Below are 21,953 nucleotides of genomic sequence, written 5' to 3'. Positions count from 1 at the left end.
ACAATTGTTGGCCTGCCATCTTAAAACAGACGCGACCATTTTGCCTACACTGGCGTCTTCCTGTCCCGTCACCGTCTCCGGACCTTCGCATGAACCAGACCTCCGCCACCGTCGCTTCCGCCAGCGCCGACACGACCTTGCGCCAGGATGCGCGCGTGATCGGCCTGGTCGGCCTCGCGCACGGCACTTCGCACTTCTACCACCTGATCCTGGCCGCGCTGTTCCCGTGGCTGCGCAGCGAGTTCGCGCTCAGCTATGCGCAACTGGGCCTGTTGATGACGGTGTTCTTCGTCGTCTCCGGCGTCGGGCAGGCGCTGGCCGGCTTCGTCGTCGACCGCGTCGGCGCACGGCGCGTGCTGTTCTTCGGCGTGGCGATGCTGGGCGTGTCGGCACTGGCGCTGGCACTGGCGCACAGCTATACGGCGCTGCTGGGCGGCGCCTTGCTGGCCGGCGTCGGCAACAGCGTCTTCCACCCGGCCGACTACACCTTGCTCAACCAGCGCGTCTCGCGCGCCAGGCTGGCGCACGGCTTTTCGGTGCACGGCATCAGCGGCAATATCGGCTGGGCCGCGGCGCCGCTGTTCATGACGACCGTGGCGACGGTGGCCGACTGGCGCACGGCGCTGGCCTGCGCCGCGCTGCTGCCGCTGGCCGTGCTGGCCATCCTGTTCGCGAACCGCACCGCGCTGCGGCCGAATCCGCCCGCGCCCGCGGCGGCGGCCGGGCAGGGCGGGGCGCTGGGCTTCCTGCGCCTGCCCACGGTGTGGATGTGCTTTGCGTTCTTCTTCCTGACGGCGGTCGCGCTGGGCGGCATCCAGGCGTTCGGTCCGATCGCCCTGGCGCAGCTGTACGCGGTGTCGCGCGAACTGGCCACCAGCTCCTACACCGCCTACATGCTGGCTTCGGCCGGCGGCATGGTGGTCGGCGGCTTCCTTGGCGCCGGCGCGCGCCGGCACGACCGCACGGTGGCGCTGGCGTTCGCAGGCGCCGCCGCGCTGGCCGTTCTGCTGGGCGCGGGCTGGCTGCCCGGCTGGACGGTGCTGCCGCTGATGGCGGCGATCGGCTTCTGTTCGGGCGTGGCCGGCCCGTCGCGCGACCTGATGATCCGCGCCGCCGCGCCGCAGAACGCCACCGGCCGCGTGTACGGCGTGGTCTACTCCGGCCTGGACTCGGGCCTGTCGGTCGGGCCGCCGCTGTTCGGCGCCATCATGGACGCCGGCCATCCTGGCTGGCTGTTTTACGGCGTCGCGTTGTTCCAGCTGGCGGCGATCGGCACGGCCGTCGGCGTGGGCGGCAGCAGCCGGGCGGCGGCGCCGAAATCTGTTTAGTATCGGGGCATCCCAACCACTGAAGAGGAATGCCATGACCACCCCATTCGCCACCACCGACCTGTGCGACGAGCACGAAGCCCGGCTGGAGGACGGCCGCCTGGCCGTGCTGCCACCCGTGTTCCAGCGCTTCGGCCGGCGCGCCGCCTTTGCCGGCCCGGCCGTCACCCTGCGCGTGTTCGAGGACAACGCGTTGGTGCGCGCCACGCTGGAAACGCCCGGTGACGGCCAGGTGCTGGTGATCGACGGCGGCGGCAGCCTGCGCCGGGCGCTGGTCGGCGGCCAACTGGCCGTGCTGGCGCAGGACAACGGCTGGGCCGGCATCGTCGTCGACGGCTGCGTGCGCGACACCGTGGAGATCGATGCCTGCGACGTCGGCGTGCGCGCGCTGGCGGCGCACCCGCGCCGCAGCAGCAAGCGCGGCATCGGCGAGCGCGACGTGCGGGTGCAGGTGGCCGGCGTCACCGTGCGGCCGGGCGACTGGATCTATGCCGATGCGGATGGCGTTCTGGTGGCGCAGGAACGGCTGGCCTGATCGCACCTTTTTCACGCTGCGAAAGCACGATTCCACGATGCGGAAGGCGCCCCCGCTGCTGGCCCATGGCGTTTCCCACGGCGAGAGACGTCATGCCGCATCATGAAATATGCATCCTAACTCCATGAATACACGGGATAAAACTCAGCTCATTTGTCTTATATAAGACTGTCGTGCCAGCGTGTTTGCGCGGTTATGATGAACTGGACACGGATCCGACTTATTCGAGCACAGGAGAACAGCATGGCAACGCGCGAGCAGCAGGCAGCGGCGCTGCGGGACGATTGGGCGGGCAATCCGCGCTGGGCCGGCATTCGGCGCAGCCACACCGCCGAGGACGTCGTACGGCTGCGCGGCTCCGTCCAGGTCGAGCACACGCTGGCGCATCGGGGCGCCGCCAGCTTGTGGCAGCTGGTCCAGCGCGAACCCTTCGTCACGGCGCTGGGCGCGCTGACGGGTCACCAGGCCGTGCAGCAGGTGATGGCCGGCCTGCAGGCGATCCACGTCGGCGGCGCGCTGGGCCCGGACCCGTTCGACCCGGCCAGCGCGGCGCCGGCGGTCGTCACGCGCATCAACGACACGCTGCGCCGCGCCGACCAGATCCAGTGGGCCGAGGGGCGCGACGACTTCGACTTCCTCGCGCCCGTCGTGGCGCAGGCGCAGGCGGACGGCGTGCCCGCCGCGTTCGAACTGGTGAAGGCACTGGTCGAGGCAGGCGCGGCCGGCGTCCACGTCGACGACAGCCTGGCGGCCGCGCGCCACTGCGACGTGCTGGTACCCACCCGGCAGGCGGTGGAAAGGCTGTGCGCGGCGCGCCTGGCCGCGGACGTGATGGGCACGGCAACCGTGCTGATCGCACGCACGCATGCGCACGTGGCCGACCTGCTGGCCTGCGACGTGGACGAGGCCGACCGGCCGTTCTGCACCGGCGAGCGCACCGTCCAGGGCTACCACCGGGTGCGTCCCGGCATCGAGCAGGCCATCGCGCGCGCCGTCGCCTGTGCGCCCTATGCCGACATCGTCTCGTGCGCAAGCCCGCGGCCCAACCTGGCGGGGGCGCAGCGCTTTGCCGAGGCCGTGCAGGCGCGCTTTCCCGGCAAGCTGCTGGCGTATGACTGCTCGGCGTCCGTCAACTGGAAGAAGCACCTGGACGACGGCACCATCGCGCGCTTCCAGAAAGAGCTGGGCGCGATGGGTTACCGCTTCCAGTTCATCGCCGAGGCGGGTTTCCATGCGCTCAATCACGGCATGTTCGACCTGGCGCACGGCTGCGCACGACGCCACCTGCCGGCCTTCGTGGCGTTGCAGGAGGCCGAGTTCGCCGCGGCCGGACGCGGCTTCACGTCGCCCCGGCACCAGCGCGAGCTGGGCACGGGCTACTTCGATGCCGTCACGCAGGCCGTGAGCGGTGTTGCCGCTGCCGCCGAGCAGTGCGGCGGGGTGCAGCGCGTCGCCTGAAGTAGACGCCCGGTGTCGGCCACCGGTTTGCGGCTCTTCGACCCGCAAACCGGTGGCCGACACCATGGGTTCGGCAGCCGCGGTCAATTCTCTGGGATAATGGCGCCTCGAATCACCGAAAGAAAGCCATGTTCAGTTACCGCCACGCCTTCCATGCCGGCAATCACGCCGACGTCCTGAAGCACTTCGTCCAGATCCAGCTGCTGCAATACCTGAACCAGAAGGATGTCGCGTACAGCTACATCGACACCCATGCGGGTGCCGGCGTGTATGCGCTGGACAGCGCGCAGGCCACGAAGAACGCGGAATTCGACACCGGCATCGGGCCGCTGTGGGACCGCACCGACCTGCCGCCGCCGCTGGCCGACTATGTCAACCTGGTCAAGGCGATGAACCCCAGCGGCAAGATGCGCTATTACCCCGGTTCGCCCTACTGCGCCGAGCAGGTGGCGCGCGAGATGGACCGCCTGCGCCTGTTCGAGCTGCACCCGGCCGACGCGCGACTGCTGGACGAGAACTTCCGCAAACTCGAAGCGCACCAGGCCGCACAGGGGCACCGTCCCACCACGCGCGGCAAGCGCGTGATCGTCAACAAGGCCGACGGTTTCCTCGGCGTGCGCGCGCTGCTGCCGCCGCCGTCGCGCCGTGCGCTGGTGCTGTGCGACCCGCCTTACGAGGACAAACAGGACTACAAGAAGGTCATCGACATGCTGGGCGACGCGTTGAAACGCTTCCCGACCGGCATGTACGCGATCTGGTATCCCGTGCTGCAGCGCATCGAGGCACGCAACTTCTCGGAAAAACTGAAGCACCTGCCGGCCGGCAGCTGGCTGAACGTCACGCTGACGGTCTCCACGCCGGGCCCGGACGGCTTCGGCCTGCACAGCAGCGGCATGTTCATCCTGAACCCGCCGTACACGCTCGAACCCGTGCTGAAGCAGGTGATGCCTTACCTGGTGCAGGCGCTGGGGCGCGACAAGGGCGCCTCGTTTACGCTGGAAAGTGGCGACGCCGCCACACCGCGCAAGGCGCCGGCGCATGCCGCCGAGCCGCGCCCGGGCAGCGTTCCGAGCCGCCAGGGTTCGCTGCGCATGCCAGGGGCACGTCCGGCGTCGGGCCGGCCGGGCAGCCCCGGTGCGACGACCCGGCGGCCCGCCGGCGCACGCCCGACGGGGAGCAAGAAACCATAAAGATGTTGCCATCTTTGCTATATCACGGTAACCTAGAGGATTGTACTCAAGCAGGTAAGTGTGATGACCATGGCCGCACGCCCGGAAGCCGCCATTCCCATGCCGTTCGCCAATAATTTTTTCCTGGCACGGCAGCCCATCCTGAATCGCAACCAGCGGCTCGTCGCCTACGAGCTGCTGTACCGTAACGCCGAATGCGATGGCGCGGAATTCACCGATGGCACGGCGGCCACCGCTTCCGTCATCGCCCACGCGTCCGAGCTGGGCATGGAGCAGGTGGTGGGCGACCAGCTGGCCTACGTCAATGTCGACACGGAAGGGCTGATGAGCGACTTCATCCGCTTCCTGCCGAACGACAAGGTGATCCTGGAAGTGCTGGAAACGGTCGAGCCCACGCCGGACGTGCTGGCGCGCCTGGCCGAACTGCGCCAGGCCGGTTTCAAGTTCGCGCTGGACGACGTGGGCGGCGCCAGCGAAAGCCTGCGCAAGCTGCAGCCGCTGATGGACATCATCAAGGTCGACATCCAGCAACTGGCGCCGGACGCGCTGGCGGCCCTGACGCGCTCGTTGCGCAGCCCGAACCAGAAGCTGCTGGCCGAGAAGGTGGAGACACACGACCAGTTTCGCCAGTGCCTGGACCTGGGCTTCGAATATTTCCAGGGCTATTATTTTGCCAAGCCCGTCATCCTGTCGGGCAAGAAGATCGCGCCGTCGCAGCTGGCGATCCTGCAACTGCTGGACCTGCTGAACAGCGATGCCGAGCAGCGCGACATCGAACGCAGCGTCAAGCTCGACCCATTGATCACGTTGAATCTGCTGCGCCTGGTGAACACGCCGGCGGTGGGTGCGCGTTTCCGCATCAATTCCGTGGCCCACGCGCTGATCGTGCTGGGCCGGCGCCAGTTGCAGCGCTGGCTGCAGATCCTGCTGTACGTGAAAGGGCAGCAGTACGACTCGCCGCTGCTGCAACTGGCGACGACGCGCGGCAAGACGATGGAGCTGCTGCTGGAAAAGCTGCAGCCGGGCGAGCGCATCAGCGCCGACATCGGCTTCACCGTCGGCATCATGTCGCTGATGGACACGCTGTTCTCCGTCGCAATGTCGGAAATCCTGGGCAGCGTCAACGTGCTGGACGAAGTGCGCGATGCGCTGCTGCACCGCACCGGCCAGTATGGCGCGGCGCTGAAGCTGATCGAGATGGTCGAGCGCGCGCAAGAGGGACCGGAGCTGACGGCGCTGCTGCACGCCCTGAAGCTGTCGCCGGCGGAGCTGTATGCCTGCCAGCTGGCGGCTTACGAGTGGGTCGACGAATATCGCGTGGCCATCGCGGAGCCGGTCAAGCGCTGACCTGGGGTCTGTCCCCAACGGGGACTGACCCCGAAGTTGGGTGTTTCGACGGATTCGGCGGAACTTCGGGGTCAGTCCCCTGCTGGGACAGACCCCAGCCTCACTGCCCCAGCAACAGGAACACCGTCGGCTTCTTGTGAAAATCCGGCGCCCGGCCAGCGCCCAGCTCCGCCTGCCACTGCGCCGCCGTCCGCGTGCGGATGGTCTCGGTCGCCAGGCTGATGTCGGTGGCCACGCAGATCAAGGTGCCGGGCTGGCAGCTGGACACCAGCGCCTCCAGCATCTGCCCATTGCGATACGGCGTCTCGATAAACAACTGTGTCTGCTTTTCCTGGCGCGAGCGCGTCTCCAGCTCGCGCAGGCGTTTCGTGCGCGCCGCCGCGTCGGTCGGCAGGTAGCCGTTGAACGCGAAGCTTTGCCCGTTCAGGCCGCTTGCCATCACGGCCAGCAGCAGCGACGACGGCCCGACCAGCGGCCGCACCGGAATGCCTTCCTTGTGCGCCAGCCGTACCAGGTCGGCGCCCGGGTCCGCCACGGCCGGCACGCCCGCTTCGGACAGCAGGCCGACGTCATGCCCCGCGCGCAGCGGCGCCAGCAGGCCGGCCAGCGCGTCCGCCCTGGTGTTGACGTTCAGTTCGGCGATGGCGATCTGCTGCAGGGGTACGACGAGCGGGTGCGCCGCGTTGACGAGCTTCAGGAAGGCGCGCGCGGTCTTGGCGTTCTCGGCGACGAAATGCGTCAGCTGCGCCGTCGTCGCCTGCACGTGGGTGGGAATGACGTGGTCCAGCGAGACGGTCTCGCCCAGCGTATTGGGAATCAGGTAAAGCGTGCCTGGCATGGAAATGGTGCTCTCTTATTGTTGGAAGAAGGTGATGCCGGCGCGGCGCAGCATGCCGGTCAAGGCGATCAGGGGCAGGCCCGTCAGCGCGGTCGGGTCGGTCGAGTCGATCCGTTCCAGGATGGCGATGCCCAGGCCCTCGTTCTTGGCGCTGCCGGCGCAGTCGTACGGTTGCTCGATGCGCAGGTAGGCATCGAGCTCAGTATCGGGCAGATCGCGGAACTTTACGATCGTCTGGATGTCTTCCACCTGGAAGCTGCCATCGCGGCCATCGGCCAGGCACAGCGCCGTGTGGAACACCACTTCGCGTCCGCGCATGGCTTGCAACTGCGCCAGGGCGGCGGCGTGGCTGCCGGGCTTGCCGATCTGGGCGTCGTCCAAGGTGGCGACCTGGTCGGAGCCGATGACGAGGCTGCCGGGATGGCGCGCCGCCACGGCGGCGGCTTTCTCGCGCGCCAGGCGCAGCGCGGTGGCGGATGGCGTTTCGCCGGGCAGGGGGCTTTCGTCGATGGCGGGCACGTCCACGGTGAACGGCAGGCGCAGGCGTTGCAGCAGTTCGCGGCGGTAGGTGGAGCTGCTGGCAAGGATCAGGGGAGCGTGGGTGGAGACTGGCGTTGGGTTCATGGAAAGTTTTTATGGCGACGGGCCACGAATTGTTATATGCTCTGTGCGCCGTGATTTGGCTGTGAGTCGGCTGTGAGTCGGCCGAGCATGAGCCGTGCAGTTTACCAACGGCCAATCATGTCGAAGGGTCGTAAAAACGGCCAAGTCTTTGACGCGGCGTTGAAAACCCTGTTATTATCGCAGGTTTTCTAGGGAAATTTTAGCCAATGAATGCTCTTGTGATCGACGCCTTTGAATTCTGTCGGACCAACAGCACGCGCGAAGGCGTCACGCCGGTGGCTGAAATGGAACGCCTGTCCCGCGATTGCGCCGACAAGTCGGGCGCCATCACGTGGCGTGCCGAAGGCGGCACGAGCAAGCAGGGGTTCCCGCAGATGCGCCTGTCCGTTGCCGGTACCGTGCAACTGACGTGCCAGCGCTGCCTGACCCCGTTCGCGTACGAGATCGACTCCGCGACATTGCTGATGCTGGGCGAGAGCGATGCCCACGCCGACGAGATCGAAGAGATCATCGACGACGAGACGATCGACGTCATCGTCGGCACCCGTTCCATGAACCTGATGGACCTGATTGAAGACGAGGCCCTGCTGGCCTTGCCGCAAGCACCGAAGCACGAGACCTGCCCCGATACGGCGCTGCTCGACTCGGTCAAGAGCGAAAAGAAATCACCGTTTGAAGCTCTGCGTGAGCTCAAGAAATCATAAGTTTTGTAGTGTGCAGTACCGCCTTCGCAAGAAGGCAAAGAAAAACGTGCCAGGCGGGCTGCGGGTATGGCATTTAGCAGTAGAGCAGCAGGCAGTCACGGTTCGGCAAGCGATTGCCGCTGGGATACTCGATTCGCATCGTTTTGCGGATCGTTTGTGTTAAAATTTTAGAACTTAAGTATTAGGAGTCATCATGGCAGTTCAACAGAACAAGAAGTCCCCATCGAAGCGCGGCATGCACCGTTCGCACGATTTCCTGGTTGCGCCAAACCTGGCCGTCGAGCCGACGACCGGCGAAACCCACCTGCGTCACCACATCAGCCCGAACGGCTTCTACCGTGGTCGCAAAGTGCTGAAGACCAAGAACGACGAGTAATCGACGTTTTTTGTCCGGCAAAAGACCAAAAGCGGTGCGACGCAGTGAAACTGACGTGGCGCCGCTTTTTCTTTTCCCCCGCCGCTTTCTATCGGCGTGTAACTGAACACCCGCAGGCTCTGGCGTTGTCGCCGGAATTGCTTCTTTGCCCGCAATGACAATCAAAATCTCAATCGACTGCATGGGCGGAGACCACGGCCCGTCTGTCACCATTCCCGCCGCAATCTCCTTCCTGAAACGTGAACCCGATGCCGAGCTGACCCTGGTCGGGCTCGAAGACGTCGTCAAGGCCGAGCTGAAAAAGCTGCATGCCGAGGCCCATCCGCGCCTGTCCATCCTGCACGCCTCCGAACAGGTGACGATGGACGACCCGCTGGAAGTGGCGCTGCGGCGCAAGAAGGACTCCTCGATGCGCGTGGCCATCGAGCAGGTCAAGGACGGCAAGGCCCAGGCCTGCGTCTCGGCCGGCAACACCGGCGCGCTGATGGCCGTGTCGCGCTACGTGCTGAAAACCATGGCCGGCGTCGACCGTCCCGCCATCTGCACGATCATGCCGAACATGAACGACGGGCCCACCTATGTGATGGACCTGGGCGCCAACGTCGACTGCGAGCCGCACCACCTGCACCAGTTCGCCATCATGGGTTCCGTGCTGGTGCACGCGATGGAAGGCATCGCCCGGCCCACGATCGGCCTCCTGAACGTCGGCACGGAAGACATCAAGGGCAACGAAGTGGTCAAGGCCACGTCGCTGCTGCTGCGTGCCGATCACGAGCGCGGCAAGCTGAACTTCTTCGGCAACGTCGAAGGCAACGATATCTTCAAGGGCACTACGGACGTGGTCGTCTGCGACGGCTTCGTCGGCAACGTCACCCTGAAGGCCATCGAAGGCCTGGCGCGCTTCTTCAAGCTGGTGCTGACGACCGAATTCAAGCGCACGCCGCTGACGATGCTGGGCGCCGTGATCGCCCGCAGCGCCCTCAAGCGCATCACGAAGCGCCTGAATCCCGCGCGCTACAATGGCGCCAGCCTGCTGGGCCTGCGCGGACTGGTGTTCAAGAGCCATGGCGGCGCGGACGCGGAAGCCTTCGAATGGGCCATCCGCCGCGCCTTCGAGGCCGCCAAAAACGACGTGCAGCAGCAGCTGGCGGACATGATCGCCGAGCTGATGCCGCGCGAACCCCAACCGAACGCAACGAAATCGGACGAGACTGCATGACTTTGTACAGCAAAATTATCGGTACCGGCAGCTACCTGCCTGAACGGCGTGTGACCAATTTCGACCTGGCCGAGCAACTGGCGGCCAAGGGCATCGAGACGTCGGACGAATGGATCTCGTCGCGCAGCGGCATCAAGGCGCGCCACTACGCGGCGTCCGAGCAGGTGTCGTCCGACCTGGGCGTGATTGCCGCCCAGCGCGCGCTGGAGATGGCTGGCCTGCGCCCCGACGACATCGACCTGATCATCGTCGCCAGCTCGACGCCCGATTTCTTCGGCAGCTTCCCCAGCACCGCCTGCATCGTGCAGCGCAAGCTGGGCATGAGCAACCACAGCGCGGCGGTGGACGTGCAGGCCGTCTGCAGCGGCTTCGTCTACGCGGTGGCGTCGGCCGACAGCTTCATCAAGTCCGGCATGCACAAGAACGTGCTGGTGATCGGCGCCGAGGTGTTCTCGCGCATCCTCAATTTCGAAGACCGCACCACCTGCGTGCTGTTCGGCGATGGCGCCGGCGCCGTCGTCATGACCGCATCCAGCGAGCCGGGCGTGCTGGCCTGCAAGCTGCACGCCGATGGCCGCCATGCGGACATCCTGTCGGTGCCCGGCAATGTGGCCGGCGGCGCCGTGGCCGGCAGCGCGTTCCTGTACATGGACGGCCAGGCCGTGTTCAAGCTGGCCGTGTCCGTGCTGGAGAAGGTCGCACACGAAGCGCTGGACCATGCCGGCATGACGTCCGATCAGGTCGACTGGCTGATCCCGCACCAGGCCAATATCCGCATCATGAACGGCACGGCGAAAAAACTGGGCCTGCCACTGGAAAAAATGGTGGTGACGGTGGACCAGCACGGCAATACGTCGGCCGCGTCGATCCCGCTGGCGCTCGATGCCGCGGTGCGCGACGGCCGCATCAAGCCGGGTCACACGGTAATGATGGAAGGCGTGGGCGGCGGCTTCACGTGGGGCGCGGTGCTGGCCCGGATGTAAGCAAAGCGCTCGCGGCGGTGTACAATGCGCGCCGATTTAGAATTAGTGTTCTACCAGCCAGCCGTAGCCGCGCCGGTGCCGGGCGCGTTAGCCTTGCGCCGCTAATCAGAAAGAGACAACATGACCAAATTTGCATTTGTATTCCCGGGCCAGGGGTCCCAGGCTGTCGCGATGCTGGCCGGCTTTGCCGGCAATCCCGTGGTGGCGCAAACGGTGGCCGAGGCCTCCGACGCGCTGCAGTTCGACCTCGGCAAGCTGATCGAGGAAGGTCCGAAGGAAGAGCTGGACCTGACCACCAACACGCAGCCGGCGATGCTGACGGCGGCGGTGGCCGTGTACCGCGCCTGGATCGCCGCCGGCGGCCCGGTGCCGTCCGTCGTTGCCGGTCACAGCCTGGGCGAATATTCCGCCCTGGTGGCCGCCGGCGTGATCCCGTTCAAGGACGCCGTGCCGCTGGTGCGCTTCCGCGCCCAGGCCATGCAGGAAGCGGTGCCGGTGGGGCAGGGTACGATGGCCGTCGTGCTGGGCCTGTCGGACGACGACGTGCGTGCCGCCTGCGCCGAGGCGCTGGCCTTTGATCCGACCCAGGTGGTCGAGGCCGTCAACTTCAACGCGCCGGCCCAGGTCGTCATCGCCGGCCACACGGCCGCCGTCGAGAAGGCCTGCGAATTCGCCAAGGCCAAGGGCGCCAAGCGCGCGATGCGGCTGCCGGTGTCGGCGCCGTTCCATTCGTCGCTGCTGAAACCTGCGTCCGACCGCCTGCGCGACTACATGGCGAACCTGCATTTCGAGGCGCCGCGGATCGACCTGATCAACAACGTCGACGTCGCCGTGCTGACCGATCCCGCCAGCATCAAGGATGCGCTGGTGCGCCAGGCCGCCAGCCCCGTGCGCTGGGTCGAGACCATGCAGCAGGTGGCCGGCCGCGGCATCACGCAGGTGATCGAGTGCGGTCCCGGCAAGGTGCTGATGGGCCTGGTCAAGCGGATCGACCCGAACCTGGTGGGCGACGCGATCGTCGACCAGGCATCGCTCGAACGCGTGCTGGCCACGCTCAAGTGATGCGCCGGCCCGGCAGCGCCGGGCCGCCAACAAATTCCACAAAGAAGGGATGTCAACCATGAACCTGTCCAATCAAGTCGCCCTCGTCACGGGCGCGTCGCGCGGCATCGGCAAGGCCATCGCCATCGAGCTGGCGCGCCAGGGCGCGAAAGTCGTCGGCACCGCCACCACCGAGGCGGGCGCGCAGGCGATCTCCGCCTACCTGGCCGAGATCGGTCCGGAAGCCGGCAAGGGCGCCGTCCTGAACGTCACCGACGCCGAGCGCTGCACGGCCATCCTCGACGAGATCGCCAAGGAATATGGCGCCGTCGGCATCCTCGTCAACAACGCCGGCATCACGGCCGACCAGCTGGCCATGCGCATGAAGGACGAGGAATGGGACAAGGTCATCCTGACCAACCTGTCCGCCGTCGGCCGCCTGTCGCGCGGCGTGCTGCGCGGCATGATGAAGGCCAAGGCCGGCCGCATCATCAACATCACGTCGGTGGTCGCCTCGTCCGGCAATCCAGGCCAGATGAACTACGCCGCCGCCAAGGCGGGCGTGGAAGGCATGAGCCGCGCGCTGGCGCGCGAGATCGGCAGCCGCAACATCACCGTCAACTGCATCGCGCCCGGTTTCATCGACACCGACATGACGAAGGTGCTGGGCGAGGAGCAGCACGCGGCGCTGCTGACGCAGATCCCGCTGGGCCGCCTGGGCAAGCCGGAAGACATCGCCGCGGCGGTCGCTTTCCTGGCCTCGCCGCAAGCCAATTACATCACCGGTACCACGCTGCACGTCAACGGCGGCATGTACATGGGATAAGCCGGCCGGCACCGTTTATATTCGGTGTCCACAGGCAAGAATCGATGGGGTCGCGCAGTGCTTTAGAGGCACGATCCCGTCTTTTACGAACGGTTTCGGTAAAGCTGAGCACAGATGCCGAAATTAGTTTTTCAACGCGCAAACCTGATAAAATGCGCGCTTTCCGTAACATCCACAATGGAGCCATAACATGTCCGATATCGAACAACGCGTTAAGAAGATCGTCGCCGAACAACTGGGCGTCGCCGAAGCAGACATCAAGAACGAATCGTCCTTCGTCGATGACCTGGGCGCCGACTCCCTCGACACCGTTGAGCTGGTCATGGCACTGGAAGACGAATTCGAAATGGAAATCCCTGACGAACAAGCTGAAAAGATCACCACCGTTCAGCAAGCCATCGACTACGCGACCGCGCACGTCAAGGCCTGAGCCAGGTAATCAGCCGTACCCGATCGACTCCAGGAGAATCGCTTGAGTTCTAAAAACCGTCGTGTGGTGGTAACCGGTCTCGGTTGCGTGGCCCCGGTCGGCAATACGATTGCCGAAGCGTGGAGCGCGATTACCGAGGGCAAATCCGGTATCGCCAACATCACCAAGTTTGATGCCAGTGCGTTCTCGACCCGTTTTGCCGGCGAGGTCAAGAACTTCAACGTCGAGCAATATATCGACGCCAAGGCGGCCCGTCATATGGATACCTTCATCCATTACGGCATGGCTGCTGGTATTCAGGCGATCGAGGATTCCGGTCTGGTCGTCACCGAGGAAAACGCCGATCGTATCGGCGTGATCATCGGCTCCGGCATCGGTGGCCTGCCGATGATCGAAGAACAGAAGGAAGACTACGACAAGCGCGGTCCGCGCCGTATTTCGCCGTTCTTCGTGCCGGCTTCGATCATCAACATGATCTCCGGCAATCTCTCGATCAAGTACAACATGCGTGGCCCGAACCTGGCCATCGTGACCGCCTGTACCACCGGCTTGCACAGCATCGGCGCGGCGGCACGCCTGATCGAGTACGGCGATGCCGACGCGATGGTGGCCGGCGGCTCCGAAGCCACCGTCTCGCCGCTGGGCCTGGGCGGTTTCGCCACGGCCCGCGCACTGTCCACGCGCAATGACGATCCCACCGCCGCGTCCCGTCCATGGGACAAGGACCGCGACGGCTTCGTGCTGGGCGAGGGTGCCGGCGTCATGGTGCTGGAAGAGTACGAGCACGCCAAGGCGCGCGGCGCCAAGATCTACGCGGAACTGCACGGCTTCGGCATGAGCGGCGACGCGTACCACATGACGTCGCCGCTGGAAGACGGCAGCGGCGGCAGCAAGGCGACGATCGCCGCGTTGAAGAGCGCCGGCGTCAATCCGGACCAGGTGCAGTACGTCAACGCGCACGGCACCTCGACGCCGCCAGGCGACGTGGCCGAAGTACTGGGCATCAAGCGCACGTTCGGCGAGCACGCCAAGAACCTGGTGATCAGCTCGACCAAGTCGATGACGGGTCACCTGCTGGGTGGCGCGGGCGGCCTGGAAGCCGTGTTTACCGTGCTGGCAATCCACCACCAGGTGGCACCGCCCACCATCAACCTGTTCAACCAGGACCCGGAATGCGACCTGGACTTCTGCGCCAACGTCGCCCGGCCGATGCACATCCAGTATGCCGTGAAGAACTCGTTCGGCTTCGGCGGCACGAACGGCAGCCTGGTGTTCGGCAAAGTGTAAGCTTGCATTGAACTTTTTTCGGCTCACTCCGGTCTTACCGTAGTGAGCGCCAGAAGAAGTCGTGGGGAGGGGGCGGCAGCGATGCCGCCCCTTTCGATCCACCTCCCGCGTCGGGGTATCCATTCCCGACCGATCGCCCGGCAAGAGGCCGGCGCTTCCGATTTCGTTACCTGATTGTAGTGATTGGCCAGGCTTGCTGACGCGAGCATATGCGCACCCGTCGGCGCCCGTGCGTCCGCACGACCGGCGCCCGGCGGCAGGCATGTCCGTGCCGGCATGCGCCCGCAAGGAAGCACGGCGCGCGTTGCGCCGGCCTGGCGCCCTGGGAGAAGCCGATGTCGATTGCCGTCTCCGCATTGATCCTGCCGTCGCGGCGGCTGTGGCGCCTGCACGCGCTGTTGCATCTGCTCGTGCTGCTGGCCGCGGCCTGCGCGCCGGATGCGGCACTGCGGCTGGCGCTGGCGGCAGCAGCGGCGCTGGCGGCGTGCCGTGCACACGGCCTTGTCAATCTCGCGCGACTTGATATTTCGGGTGTCGGCGCGATGCGGCTGGCGGTATACCCATTGTTAGCGGCGCGTGCGCCGGCGACGCGCGGCACGGCGCCAGCGGTGCATGCGGCGGCGCGCGCGCCACCGGACGCCTGGGCGGGCCAGGCGCGCGAGGTGCGGCTGCTGCCCGGTTCCACGCTGTGGCCCGGACTGATGCTGCTAAGGCTGCGCGGCGACGATGGTGCCGTGCAGTGGCTGGCCGTGCTGCCGGACAGCGTGGGCGCGGAAGCATGGCGGCGGCTGGCGCTGGCGGTGCGCGCCGTCGCGGCGCAGGCGCCGGCCGCGCACGGCACGGGCTGACGGTAACGCGCACCTGGCGAACCCGTGAGGATGCCCGAAAAAAAATCCTCGCAACCCCTGAACCAAATGCGGCACGTCGCCTCATAGCTGTATGGCGCCGCGCCGCACGCCACCGAGGGCAGAAGGTGTGACGACAGACCGTGAAAGCGATCAGCTGCTGGTCGAACGAGTCCAGGCAGGTGAGCGGCAGGCATTCGATCTGCTGGTATCGAAGTATCAGCGCAGGCTGATGCGGCTGGTGGCGCGCATCGTGCGCGACCCGGCGGAGGCGGAAGACGTGGTCCAGGAAACGTTCATCAAGGCGTTCCGTGCGCTGCGCCATTTCCGCGGCGATGCCGCGTTCTATACGTGGCTGTACCGCATCGGCATCAACACGGCAAAAAACTACCTGAGCACGCAAAGCCGGCGCACGTCCGGCGCCGCGGACGTGGAAGCCGCCGCGGCCGAGGCGGGCGAGGGGGGCGGTGGGCCGCGCGACATCAACACGCCCGAGTCGGTGCTTGCCAGTAAGCAGATCGCGCAGACCGTCAACGCGGCGATGGATGCGTTGCCGGTGGACCTGCGCACCGCGATCCTCCTGCGCGAGATCGAAGGAATGAGCTATGAGGAAATCTCCGCCATCATGTCCTGCCCCATCGGCACGGTGCGCAGCCGGATCTTCCGCGCCCGCGAGGTGATTGCGGAAAAATTGCGTCCCTTGCTCGATGTGCCGATTGACAAGCGCTGGTAGCGGGCGAACACTCTCGCTGTGCGGATCGCATGGCCGAGGCCGCTACATGGGGCGGTCAGCAGGAAGCACCGGAACCGCTGAGCGGGGGCGACGGGACGAACGACGGCAGCACGACAATGGCGGTAGCTTATGAACACGACTCGACTGCAGGAAAACATCTCGGCGCTGACGGATGGCGAGTTGCCCGCTTGCGACATCGAGCTGACGATGGCGGCGCTGGCCGACCCGCAGGGCCGGGCTGCCTGGGATATGTACCGCCTGATCGGCGACGTGCTGCGCACCGATGCGGCCGCGGTCGACCCGTCGCCAGGCTTTGCCGCCCGGCTGGCCGCCCGGCTGGCCGCGCAGCCCGGAACCGAGGAGGCGCCTGATGCGGTCGGGGCCGGTGCCGCCGCTGGCGAGGCCGCCGCCGAAGACCCTGCCTCGGTGGCGGAGCAGGTCGATGACGCAGGTGCAGGTGCCGCCGGCGCGACCGGCGGCGGCGCGGCGGGGAGCGACGGCGCCTTGCCGCTGGCCGCCCATGGCGGCGGCGTCCCGCCCAACCCGGCTGCGGCAGCGCCGGCGAGCGATGGCGCGGCGCTGCTGCGCTAGCGGGGCGCCGCGACATCGCTGCTGCATCGCTGGTGGATGAGATCAGTCCTGACACCCTGTCCAACCAGACGCAAGCGCGCCGTCATGCCAGGAAGGCGGCGTGTGCGGGGGGAGAGGGGGGCGCCGGGCGCGGTTTGTCGGGACCAGGATCGCCACCATGATTGACCAGTGCTTCCCTGTAAGCGGCCTGCAACATCTTGCAACAAACGGCTGCTCCAAGCTGCGCTTTTCCCCTCTTGAAATTCCTAACAGTTTGCAACATCTTGTGTGTGCTGCAACGCCGGATTTCGTCTACCATGTGCGAAGCTGCGCGATTTGCCAGGCGATCGACCCAACGAAAAACAATACTATTCCTATGAAAACCAATTTCTCTGCTGGAAGTAAAACCTTGTCGGCGCTGATGGTCAGCGCGGGTATCCTGTTCGCTCCCGCAATGGTTGGCCTGGCGCCGGCCCATGCGGCCGCGCCTGCCGTCGCGGGTCTGCCCGACTTCTCCGACATGGTGGACAAGGTCGGCCCCGCCGTCGTCAATATCCGCACCACCGAACGTCTGCGCATGCGCGACGACGGTCCGGACCAGGACGAGATGCAGGAATTCTTCCGCCGCTTCTTCGGCGGCCAGATGCCGACCCCGCGCGGCCCGCAGGCGCCGCGTGGCGGCCGCCGCGCCGTGCCGCAGGAGCAGGAAGTGCAGCGCGGCGTCGGCTCCGGCTTCATCATTTCCGCCGACGGCTACGTGCTGACCAATGCGCACGTGGTGGCCGGCGCCGACGAGGTCTACGTGACCTTGACGGACAAGCGCGAATTCAAGGCCAAGGTGCTGGGCTCGGACGTCAGCACGGACGTGGCGCTGCTGAAGATCGACGGCGGCAAGCTGCCGGCCCTGACGATGGGCGACCCCAGCAAGATCCGCGTGGGCGAATGGGTGATCGCGATCGGCTCGCCGTTCAACCTGGAAAACACGGTCACGGCCGGCATCATTTCCGCTAAGTCGCGCGATACGGGCGAGTACTTGCCGCTGATCCAGAGCGACGTGGCCGTCAACCCCGGCAACTCGGGCGGCCCGCTGATCAATATGCGCGGCGAAGTCATCGGCATCAACTCGCAGATCGCGACCTTGTCCGGCGGCTATAACGGCATCTCGTTTGCCGTGCCGATCGACGAGGCCATGCGCGTGGCCGACCAGCTGAAGAAGTCCGGCAAGGTCACGCGCGGGCGCATCGGCGTCTCGGTGGGCGAGGTCAGCCGCGAGGTGGCCGAGTCGCTGGGGCTCAAGGGCGCGCGCGGCGCCGAGGTGTCGCAGGTGGAGGCGGGCGGTCCGGCCGCCAAGGCCGGCCTGAAGCCGGGCGACATCATCGTCAAGTTCAACGGTACCGAGATCAACAAGTCGTCCGACCTGCCGCGCCTGGTTGGCAATACCGCGCCGAACAGCAAGGCGACGGTCACGGTCTGGCGCACCGGCGCCCTGGTGGACCTGCCGGTCGTCGTGGCCGAACGCGAATCCGACCAGGCCAGCGCACCGGGCCGCGGCGGCGAGCGCGGCAAGCCGAAAGCCGAAGGCGCCGCCAACGCGCTGGGCTTCAAGGTCAGCGACCTGTCGGCCGCCGAGAAGAAGGAGCTGGGCGGCACGGGTGTCAAGGTGGACGCGACCGAGGGTGTGGCGGCCGCGGCCGGCCTGCGCCAGGGCGACATCCTGCTGCAGCTGAACAATACGGCCATCGTCGACGCCAAGCAGTTCGCCGCGCTGGTGGCCAAGCTCGATCCGAAGAAGCCGTCGGTGGTGCTGGTGCGCCGGGGCGATACGTCGCAGTTCGTGTCGCTGCGGCCCACCGCGCGCTGATCGAAGGGTCTGTCCCCAAGGGGGACTGACCCTGAAGTTTGCGTTCGTTACCGGAGCCTCACACCGCCACTTCAGGGTCAGTCCCAGAGGGACAGACCCTGCCACCTCTAAAGCCAACTTGCCAACCCACTTCACCCTCTATTCCCGCAGCTGGTGTCACCTGTGCGAAGACATGCTCGCCGCCCTGGAAAAGCTGCGCACGCCCGAGCACCCGTTTACCGTCGAGGTGATCGACGTGGACGCCGACCCCGCGCTGGTCGAGCGCTTCGACGAGCTGGTGCCCGTGCTGTTCGCCGCGCTGGACCAGCCCGAGCTGTGCCATTACTTCCTCGATGAGGCCGCTGTCAGGGCGGTCCTGCAAGCCAGTTAATCGCTCGACAATTTCCACGTTTGCATGTTTTCGCGTCCGCGACGTCAGAATTCGGGCTTTCCCCTCTGAAATCCGGTAAAATGCGGAGGGTTATTCCCGGATTTCGTGTTCCGGCGCGGCGCCGCTGTGGTGTGCCGTGCCGCCAGGCAGCGTCGCGCAGGGACTTCCCAAGCGCCGCGTGCCTGGCCTGAGCCCCGCATGAGCGGGCCTGTACTGGTGTAGAGGTTTCCTCAAAGCGCTCGCCAGGGCCCCGGCCCCAGAGCGCTTTTTGTATTGCTGTCGTCTGATACGTTTTTAATTTAATGAACAACATTCGCAATTTCTCCATCATCGCCCACATCGACCACGGCAAGTCCACCCTGGCGGACCGCATCATCCAGCTCTGTGGCGGCCTGTCGGACCGCGAGATGGAAGCGCAGGTGCTCGATTCGATGGATCTGGAGCGCGAGCGCGGCATTACCATCAAGGCCCAGACGGCGGCGCTGAAATACAAGGCACGCGACGGCCAGATCTACAACCTGAACCTGATCGACACGCCCGGCCACGTCGACTTCTCGTATGAAGTGAGCCGCTCGCTGTCCGCCTGCGAAGGCGCGCTGCTGGTGGTCGACGCCTCGCAAGGCGTGGAAGCGCAGACGGTGGCGAACTGCTACACGGCGCTCGATCTGGGCGTCGAGGTGGTGCCGGTGCTGAACAAGATCGACCTGCCGAACGCCGACCCGCCGACGGCCATCGCCGAGATCGAGGACGTGATCGGCATCGAGGCCGGCGACGCCGTGCACTGCTCGGCCAAGACCGGTTTCGGCGTGGAGGACGTGCTGGAATCGATCATCGCCAAGGTGCCGGCACCGAAGGGCGACCCGGAAGCGCCGCTGCAGGCGCTGATCATCGACTCGTGGTATGACGCCTACGTCGGCGTCGTCATGCTGGTGCGCGTGGTCAACGGCACGATGCGCCCGAAGGAAAAGATCAAGCTGATGGCCACCGAGTCGGTGCAGCTGGTCGAGGACATCGGCATCTTCTCGCCCCGTTCCGTGTCGCTGCCGGAACTGTCGGCCGGCCAGGTGGGCTTCGTCATCGCCGGCATCAAGGAACTGAAGGCCGCCCGCGTGGGCGACACGATCACGTCGGCCGCCAAGCCGGCCGCGGCGCCGCTGCCCGGCTTCAAGGAAGTGCAGCCGCAGGTGTTCGCCGGCCTCTTCCCCGTGGAAGCCAACCAGTACGACGCGCTGCGCGACTCGCTGGAAAAGCTGAAGCTGAACGACGCCGCGCTGATGTACGAGCCGGAAGTGTCGCAGGCGCTGGGCTTCGGCTTCCGCTGCGGCTTCCTGGGCCTGTTGCACATGGAAATCGTGCAGGAACGGCTGGAGCGCGAATTCGACATGGACCTGATCACGACGGCACCGACCGTCGTGTACGAGGTCGAGCGCCGCGACGGCACCGTCATGCACGTGGACAACCCGTCGCGCATGCCGGACCCGTCGCACATCAACGAGGTGCGCGAGCCGATCGTCACGGTCAACCTGTACATGCCACAGGAATACGTGGGCTCCGTCATCACGCTGTGCATCGCCAAGCGCGGCGTTCAGATGGACATGGCCTACCACGGCCGCCAGGTCAAGCTGATCTATGAGATGCCGATGGCCGAGATCGTGCTGGACTTCTTCGACAAGCTCAAGTCCACCTCGCGCGGCTATGCGTCGATGGATTACGAGTTCAAGGAACACCGCGCGGCGGACGTCGTCAAGGTCGACATGCTGATCAACAGCGAGAAGGTCGACGCGCTGGCGATGATCTGCCACCGCAGCAATGCGCCTTACCGCGGCCGCGCCGTGGCGGCCAAGATGCGCGAGCTGATCCCGCGCCAGATGTTCGACGTGGCGATCCAGGCCGCGATCGGCTCGAACATCATCTCGCGCGAGAACGTCAAGGCGATGCGCAAGAACGTGCTGGCCAAGTGCTACGGCGGCGACATCTCCCGTAAGAAGAAACTGCTGGAGAAGCAGAAGGCCGGCAAGAAGCGCATGAAGCAGGTGGGTTCCGTCGAGATCCCGCAAGAAGCATTCCTGGCAATCCTCCAAGTGGAAGAGAAATGACAATGCAAAGCATCCTGGGCAATTTCGCGCTGATCCTGTTCGTGCTGATGGTGGTCACGGGGATCATCTGGGTCCTGGACGTGTTCGTACTGTCGAAGCAGCGCCGCGCCGCGGCCGACAAGGCGCTGGCCGAATACGACGCCCGCACGGCCAAGCTGACGGCCGACGGCATCCGCCTCGACAGCCAACTGAACGCGCGCGAGAAGCTGGAAGCGGAACACCTGCGCCAGCCGACCTGGATCGAGTACTCGGGCAGCTTCTTCCCCGTCATTGCCCTGGTGTTCGTGCTGCGTTCCTTCCTGTTCGAGCCGTTCAAGATTCCGTCGTCGTCGATGGTGCCGACCCTGTTGGTGGGCGACCTGATCCTGGTGAACAAGTTCACCTACGGCATACGCCTGCCCATCATCAACCAGAAGGTCATCCAGATCAACGATCCGCAGCGCGGCGACGTGATGGTGTTCAAGTACCCGATGGACATGAGCCAGGACTACATCAAGCGCGTCGTCGGCGTGCCGGGTGATAAGATCACTTACGAAGGCAAGAAACTGACGGTGAACGGCAAGCCGGTCAGCTACACGGCGCAGGATGACTACCTGGACGACGAAAGCCTGGTCTACAAGAAACAGTTCCAGGAGAACCTGACGGGCGTGTCGCACCGCATCCTGAACGACGACCGGGCGCCGACCCTGAACCTGGGCGACGTGCGCGACTTCCCGAACAAGGAAGCCTGCACGTACACGACGGAAGGATTTACCTGCGTAGTGCCAGCCGGGAACTATTTCATGATGGGCGACAACCGCGACAATAGTGCCGACAGCCGTTACTGGGGCTTCGTGCCCGACAAGAACATCGTCGGCAAGGCCGTGGCCGTGTGGATGAACTTCTCGAACATGCGCCGCATCGGCGGCATTCAGTAAGGAGCCGCGATGCGGACGACCGGACAGCGCGGCATTTCCCTCACCGGCCTGATCGTCGTGCTGGCGCTGCTGGGTGTGCTGGGGCTGCTGGCCATGCAGATCATACCGGCGTACTCGGAATACCGCGCCGTCTCGTCCGCCATCGTCAAGGCCAAGGCCGCCGGCGGCACGCCGCAGGAGATCCGCGCCGCGTTCGACCGTGCAGCCGAGGCCGGTTACATTACGTCCATCAGCGGCCGCGACCTGGAAATCGAGCGCGTGGACGGTGAGCAGCAGGTGTCTTTCGCCTACGAGCGCAAGATCCACCTGGCCGGCCCGGCCAGCCTGCTGCTCGAATACAGCGGCTCGACCGCCAAGAAATGACAGGAAACCACC

23 protein-coding genes are annotated in these 21,953 nt (G+C 65.8%); 21 read left to right on the top strand and 2 right to left on the bottom strand.

From position 1 onward, the window contains the following. Nucleotides 1–89 precede the first annotated feature (89 nt). From E7V67_017310 to E7V67_017290, 5 genes are all read left to right on the top strand, one after another. Entirely contained in the window at nt 90–1,328 is a 1,239-nt protein-coding gene (locus E7V67_017310; protein ID WUR11463.1) for an MFS transporter, read from the top strand. A 34-nt stretch (nt 1,329–1,362) separates the two neighbouring features. Next, complete coding sequence (gene rraA / locus E7V67_017305) at nt 1,363–1,863, top strand: ribonuclease E activity regulator RraA (GenBank protein WUR11462.1); 501 nt, start codon at nt 1,363–1,365, stop codon at nt 1,861–1,863. Nucleotides 1,864–2,106: 243 nt separating this feature from the next. Further along, nucleotides 2,107–3,321: an isocitrate lyase gene (locus tag E7V67_017300; GenBank protein ID WUR11461.1), complete on the top strand. Its 1,215-nt coding sequence runs from the start codon at nt 2,107–2,109 to the stop codon at nt 3,319–3,321. A 128-nt stretch (nt 3,322–3,449) separates the two neighbouring features. Then, complete coding sequence (gene rlmJ / locus E7V67_017295; protein WUR11460.1) at nt 3,450–4,511, top strand: 23S rRNA (adenine(2030)-N(6))-methyltransferase RlmJ; 1,062 nt, start codon at nt 3,450–3,452, stop codon at nt 4,509–4,511. Between the two features lie 63 nt (nt 4,512–4,574). Beyond that, nucleotides 4,575–5,858, top strand: a complete 1,284-nt coding sequence (locus E7V67_017290) for an EAL domain-containing protein (protein WUR11459.1) — start codon at nt 4,575–4,577, stop codon at nt 5,856–5,858. A 100-nt stretch (nt 5,859–5,958) separates the two neighbouring features. On the opposite strand, the gene E7V67_017285 is transcribed toward E7V67_017290, so the two are convergent. Further along, nucleotides 5,959–6,696, bottom strand: coding sequence for an SAM-dependent methyltransferase (locus E7V67_017285; protein WUR11458.1), 738 nt, complete (start codon nt 6,694–6,696; stop codon nt 5,959–5,961). 15 nt (nt 6,697–6,711) lie between these two features. Next, nucleotides 6,712–7,320 (bottom strand): Maf family nucleotide pyrophosphatase, encoded by a 609-nt coding sequence (locus E7V67_017280; protein ID WUR11457.1) that lies wholly within the window; start codon nt 7,318–7,320, stop codon nt 6,712–6,714. 206 nt (nt 7,321–7,526) lie between these two features. Here E7V67_017280 and E7V67_017275 point away from each other — a divergent pair, with 206 nt between their 5' ends. The 16 genes from E7V67_017275 to E7V67_017200 all read left to right on the top strand — a co-directional run bounded on the left by E7V67_017275 (nt 7,527) and on the right by E7V67_017200 (nt 21,941). Next, entirely contained in the window at nt 7,527–8,024 is a 498-nt protein-coding gene (locus E7V67_017275; GenBank protein ID WUR11456.1) for a DUF177 domain-containing protein, read from the top strand. A 193-nt stretch (nt 8,025–8,217) separates the two neighbouring features. After that, entirely contained in the window at nt 8,218–8,400 is a 183-nt protein-coding gene (rpmF, locus tag E7V67_017270) for a 50S ribosomal protein L32 (GenBank protein WUR11455.1), read from the top strand. Between the two features lie 154 nt (nt 8,401–8,554). Beyond that, nucleotides 8,555–9,619 carry a phosphate acyltransferase PlsX gene (gene plsX, locus E7V67_017265; protein WUR11454.1) on the top strand — a complete coding sequence of 355 codons (1,065 nt, stop codon included), beginning with the start codon at nt 8,555–8,557 and terminating at the stop codon, nt 9,617–9,619. Then, nucleotides 9,616–10,602: a beta-ketoacyl-ACP synthase III gene (locus E7V67_017260; protein ID WUR11453.1), complete on the top strand. Its 987-nt coding sequence runs from the start codon at nt 9,616–9,618 to the stop codon at nt 10,600–10,602. Before plsX ends, E7V67_017260 begins: the two co-directional genes overlap by 4 nt. A 120-nt stretch (nt 10,603–10,722) precedes the next feature. Continuing rightward, entirely contained in the window at nt 10,723–11,664 is a 942-nt protein-coding gene (gene fabD / locus E7V67_017255) for an ACP S-malonyltransferase (GenBank protein WUR11452.1), read from the top strand. A 49-nt stretch (nt 11,665–11,713) separates the two neighbouring features. After that, nucleotides 11,714–12,469, top strand: a complete 756-nt coding sequence (fabG, locus tag E7V67_017250; GenBank protein WUR11451.1) for a 3-oxoacyl-ACP reductase FabG — start codon at nt 11,714–11,716, stop codon at nt 12,467–12,469. Nucleotides 12,470–12,659: 190 nt separating this feature from the next. Then, nucleotides 12,660–12,899, top strand: coding sequence for an acyl carrier protein (acpP, locus tag E7V67_017245; protein WUR11450.1), 240 nt, complete (start codon nt 12,660–12,662; stop codon nt 12,897–12,899). A 42-nt stretch (nt 12,900–12,941) separates the two neighbouring features. Further along, on the top strand, nt 12,942–14,186 hold the full coding sequence (gene fabF / locus E7V67_017240; GenBank protein WUR11449.1) for a beta-ketoacyl-ACP synthase II: 1,245 nt from the start codon (nt 12,942–12,944) through the stop codon (nt 14,184–14,186). A 335-nt stretch (nt 14,187–14,521) separates the two neighbouring features. Then, on the top strand, nt 14,522–15,034 hold the full coding sequence (locus E7V67_017235) for a protein YgfX (GenBank protein WUR11448.1): 513 nt from the start codon (nt 14,522–14,524) through the stop codon (nt 15,032–15,034). Nucleotides 15,035–15,161: 127 nt separating this feature from the next. Beyond that, entirely contained in the window at nt 15,162–15,764 is a 603-nt protein-coding gene (rpoE, locus tag E7V67_017230) for an RNA polymerase sigma factor RpoE (GenBank protein WUR16304.1), read from the top strand. Between the two features lie 129 nt (nt 15,765–15,893). Then, entirely contained in the window at nt 15,894–16,355 is a 462-nt protein-coding gene (locus E7V67_017225) for a sigma-E factor negative regulatory protein (GenBank protein WUR11447.1), read from the top strand. A gap of 400 nt (nt 16,356–16,755) precedes the next feature. After that, complete coding sequence (locus E7V67_017220; protein WUR16303.1) at nt 16,756–18,195, top strand: DegQ family serine endoprotease; 1,440 nt, start codon at nt 16,756–16,758, stop codon at nt 18,193–18,195. A gap of 118 nt (nt 18,196–18,313) precedes the next feature. Then, complete coding sequence (locus E7V67_017215) at nt 18,314–18,565, top strand: glutaredoxin family protein (protein ID WUR11446.1); 252 nt, start codon at nt 18,314–18,316, stop codon at nt 18,563–18,565. 302 nt (nt 18,566–18,867) lie between these two features. Further along, nucleotides 18,868–20,661: a translation elongation factor 4 gene (lepA, locus tag E7V67_017210; protein ID WUR11445.1), complete on the top strand. Its 1,794-nt coding sequence runs from the start codon at nt 18,868–18,870 to the stop codon at nt 20,659–20,661. Then, nucleotides 20,658–21,578: a signal peptidase I gene (lepB, locus tag E7V67_017205; protein ID WUR11444.1), complete on the top strand. Its 921-nt coding sequence runs from the start codon at nt 20,658–20,660 to the stop codon at nt 21,576–21,578. Before lepA ends, lepB begins: the two co-directional genes overlap by 4 nt. A gap of 9 nt (nt 21,579–21,587) precedes the next feature. Continuing rightward, nucleotides 21,588–21,941, top strand: a complete 354-nt coding sequence (locus E7V67_017200) for a DUF4845 domain-containing protein (protein WUR11443.1) — start codon at nt 21,588–21,590, stop codon at nt 21,939–21,941. The last annotated feature ends 12 nt before the right edge of the window (nt 21,942–21,953 follow it).

The organism is [Empedobacter] haloabium, assembly GCA_008011715.2.
Classification (GTDB): domain Bacteria; phylum Pseudomonadota; class Gammaproteobacteria; order Burkholderiales; family Burkholderiaceae_D; genus Rugamonas; species Rugamonas haloabia.
The sequence above is the reverse complement of the archived record's forward strand: the minus strand, read 5'-3'. Positions and strand labels throughout refer to the sequence as shown.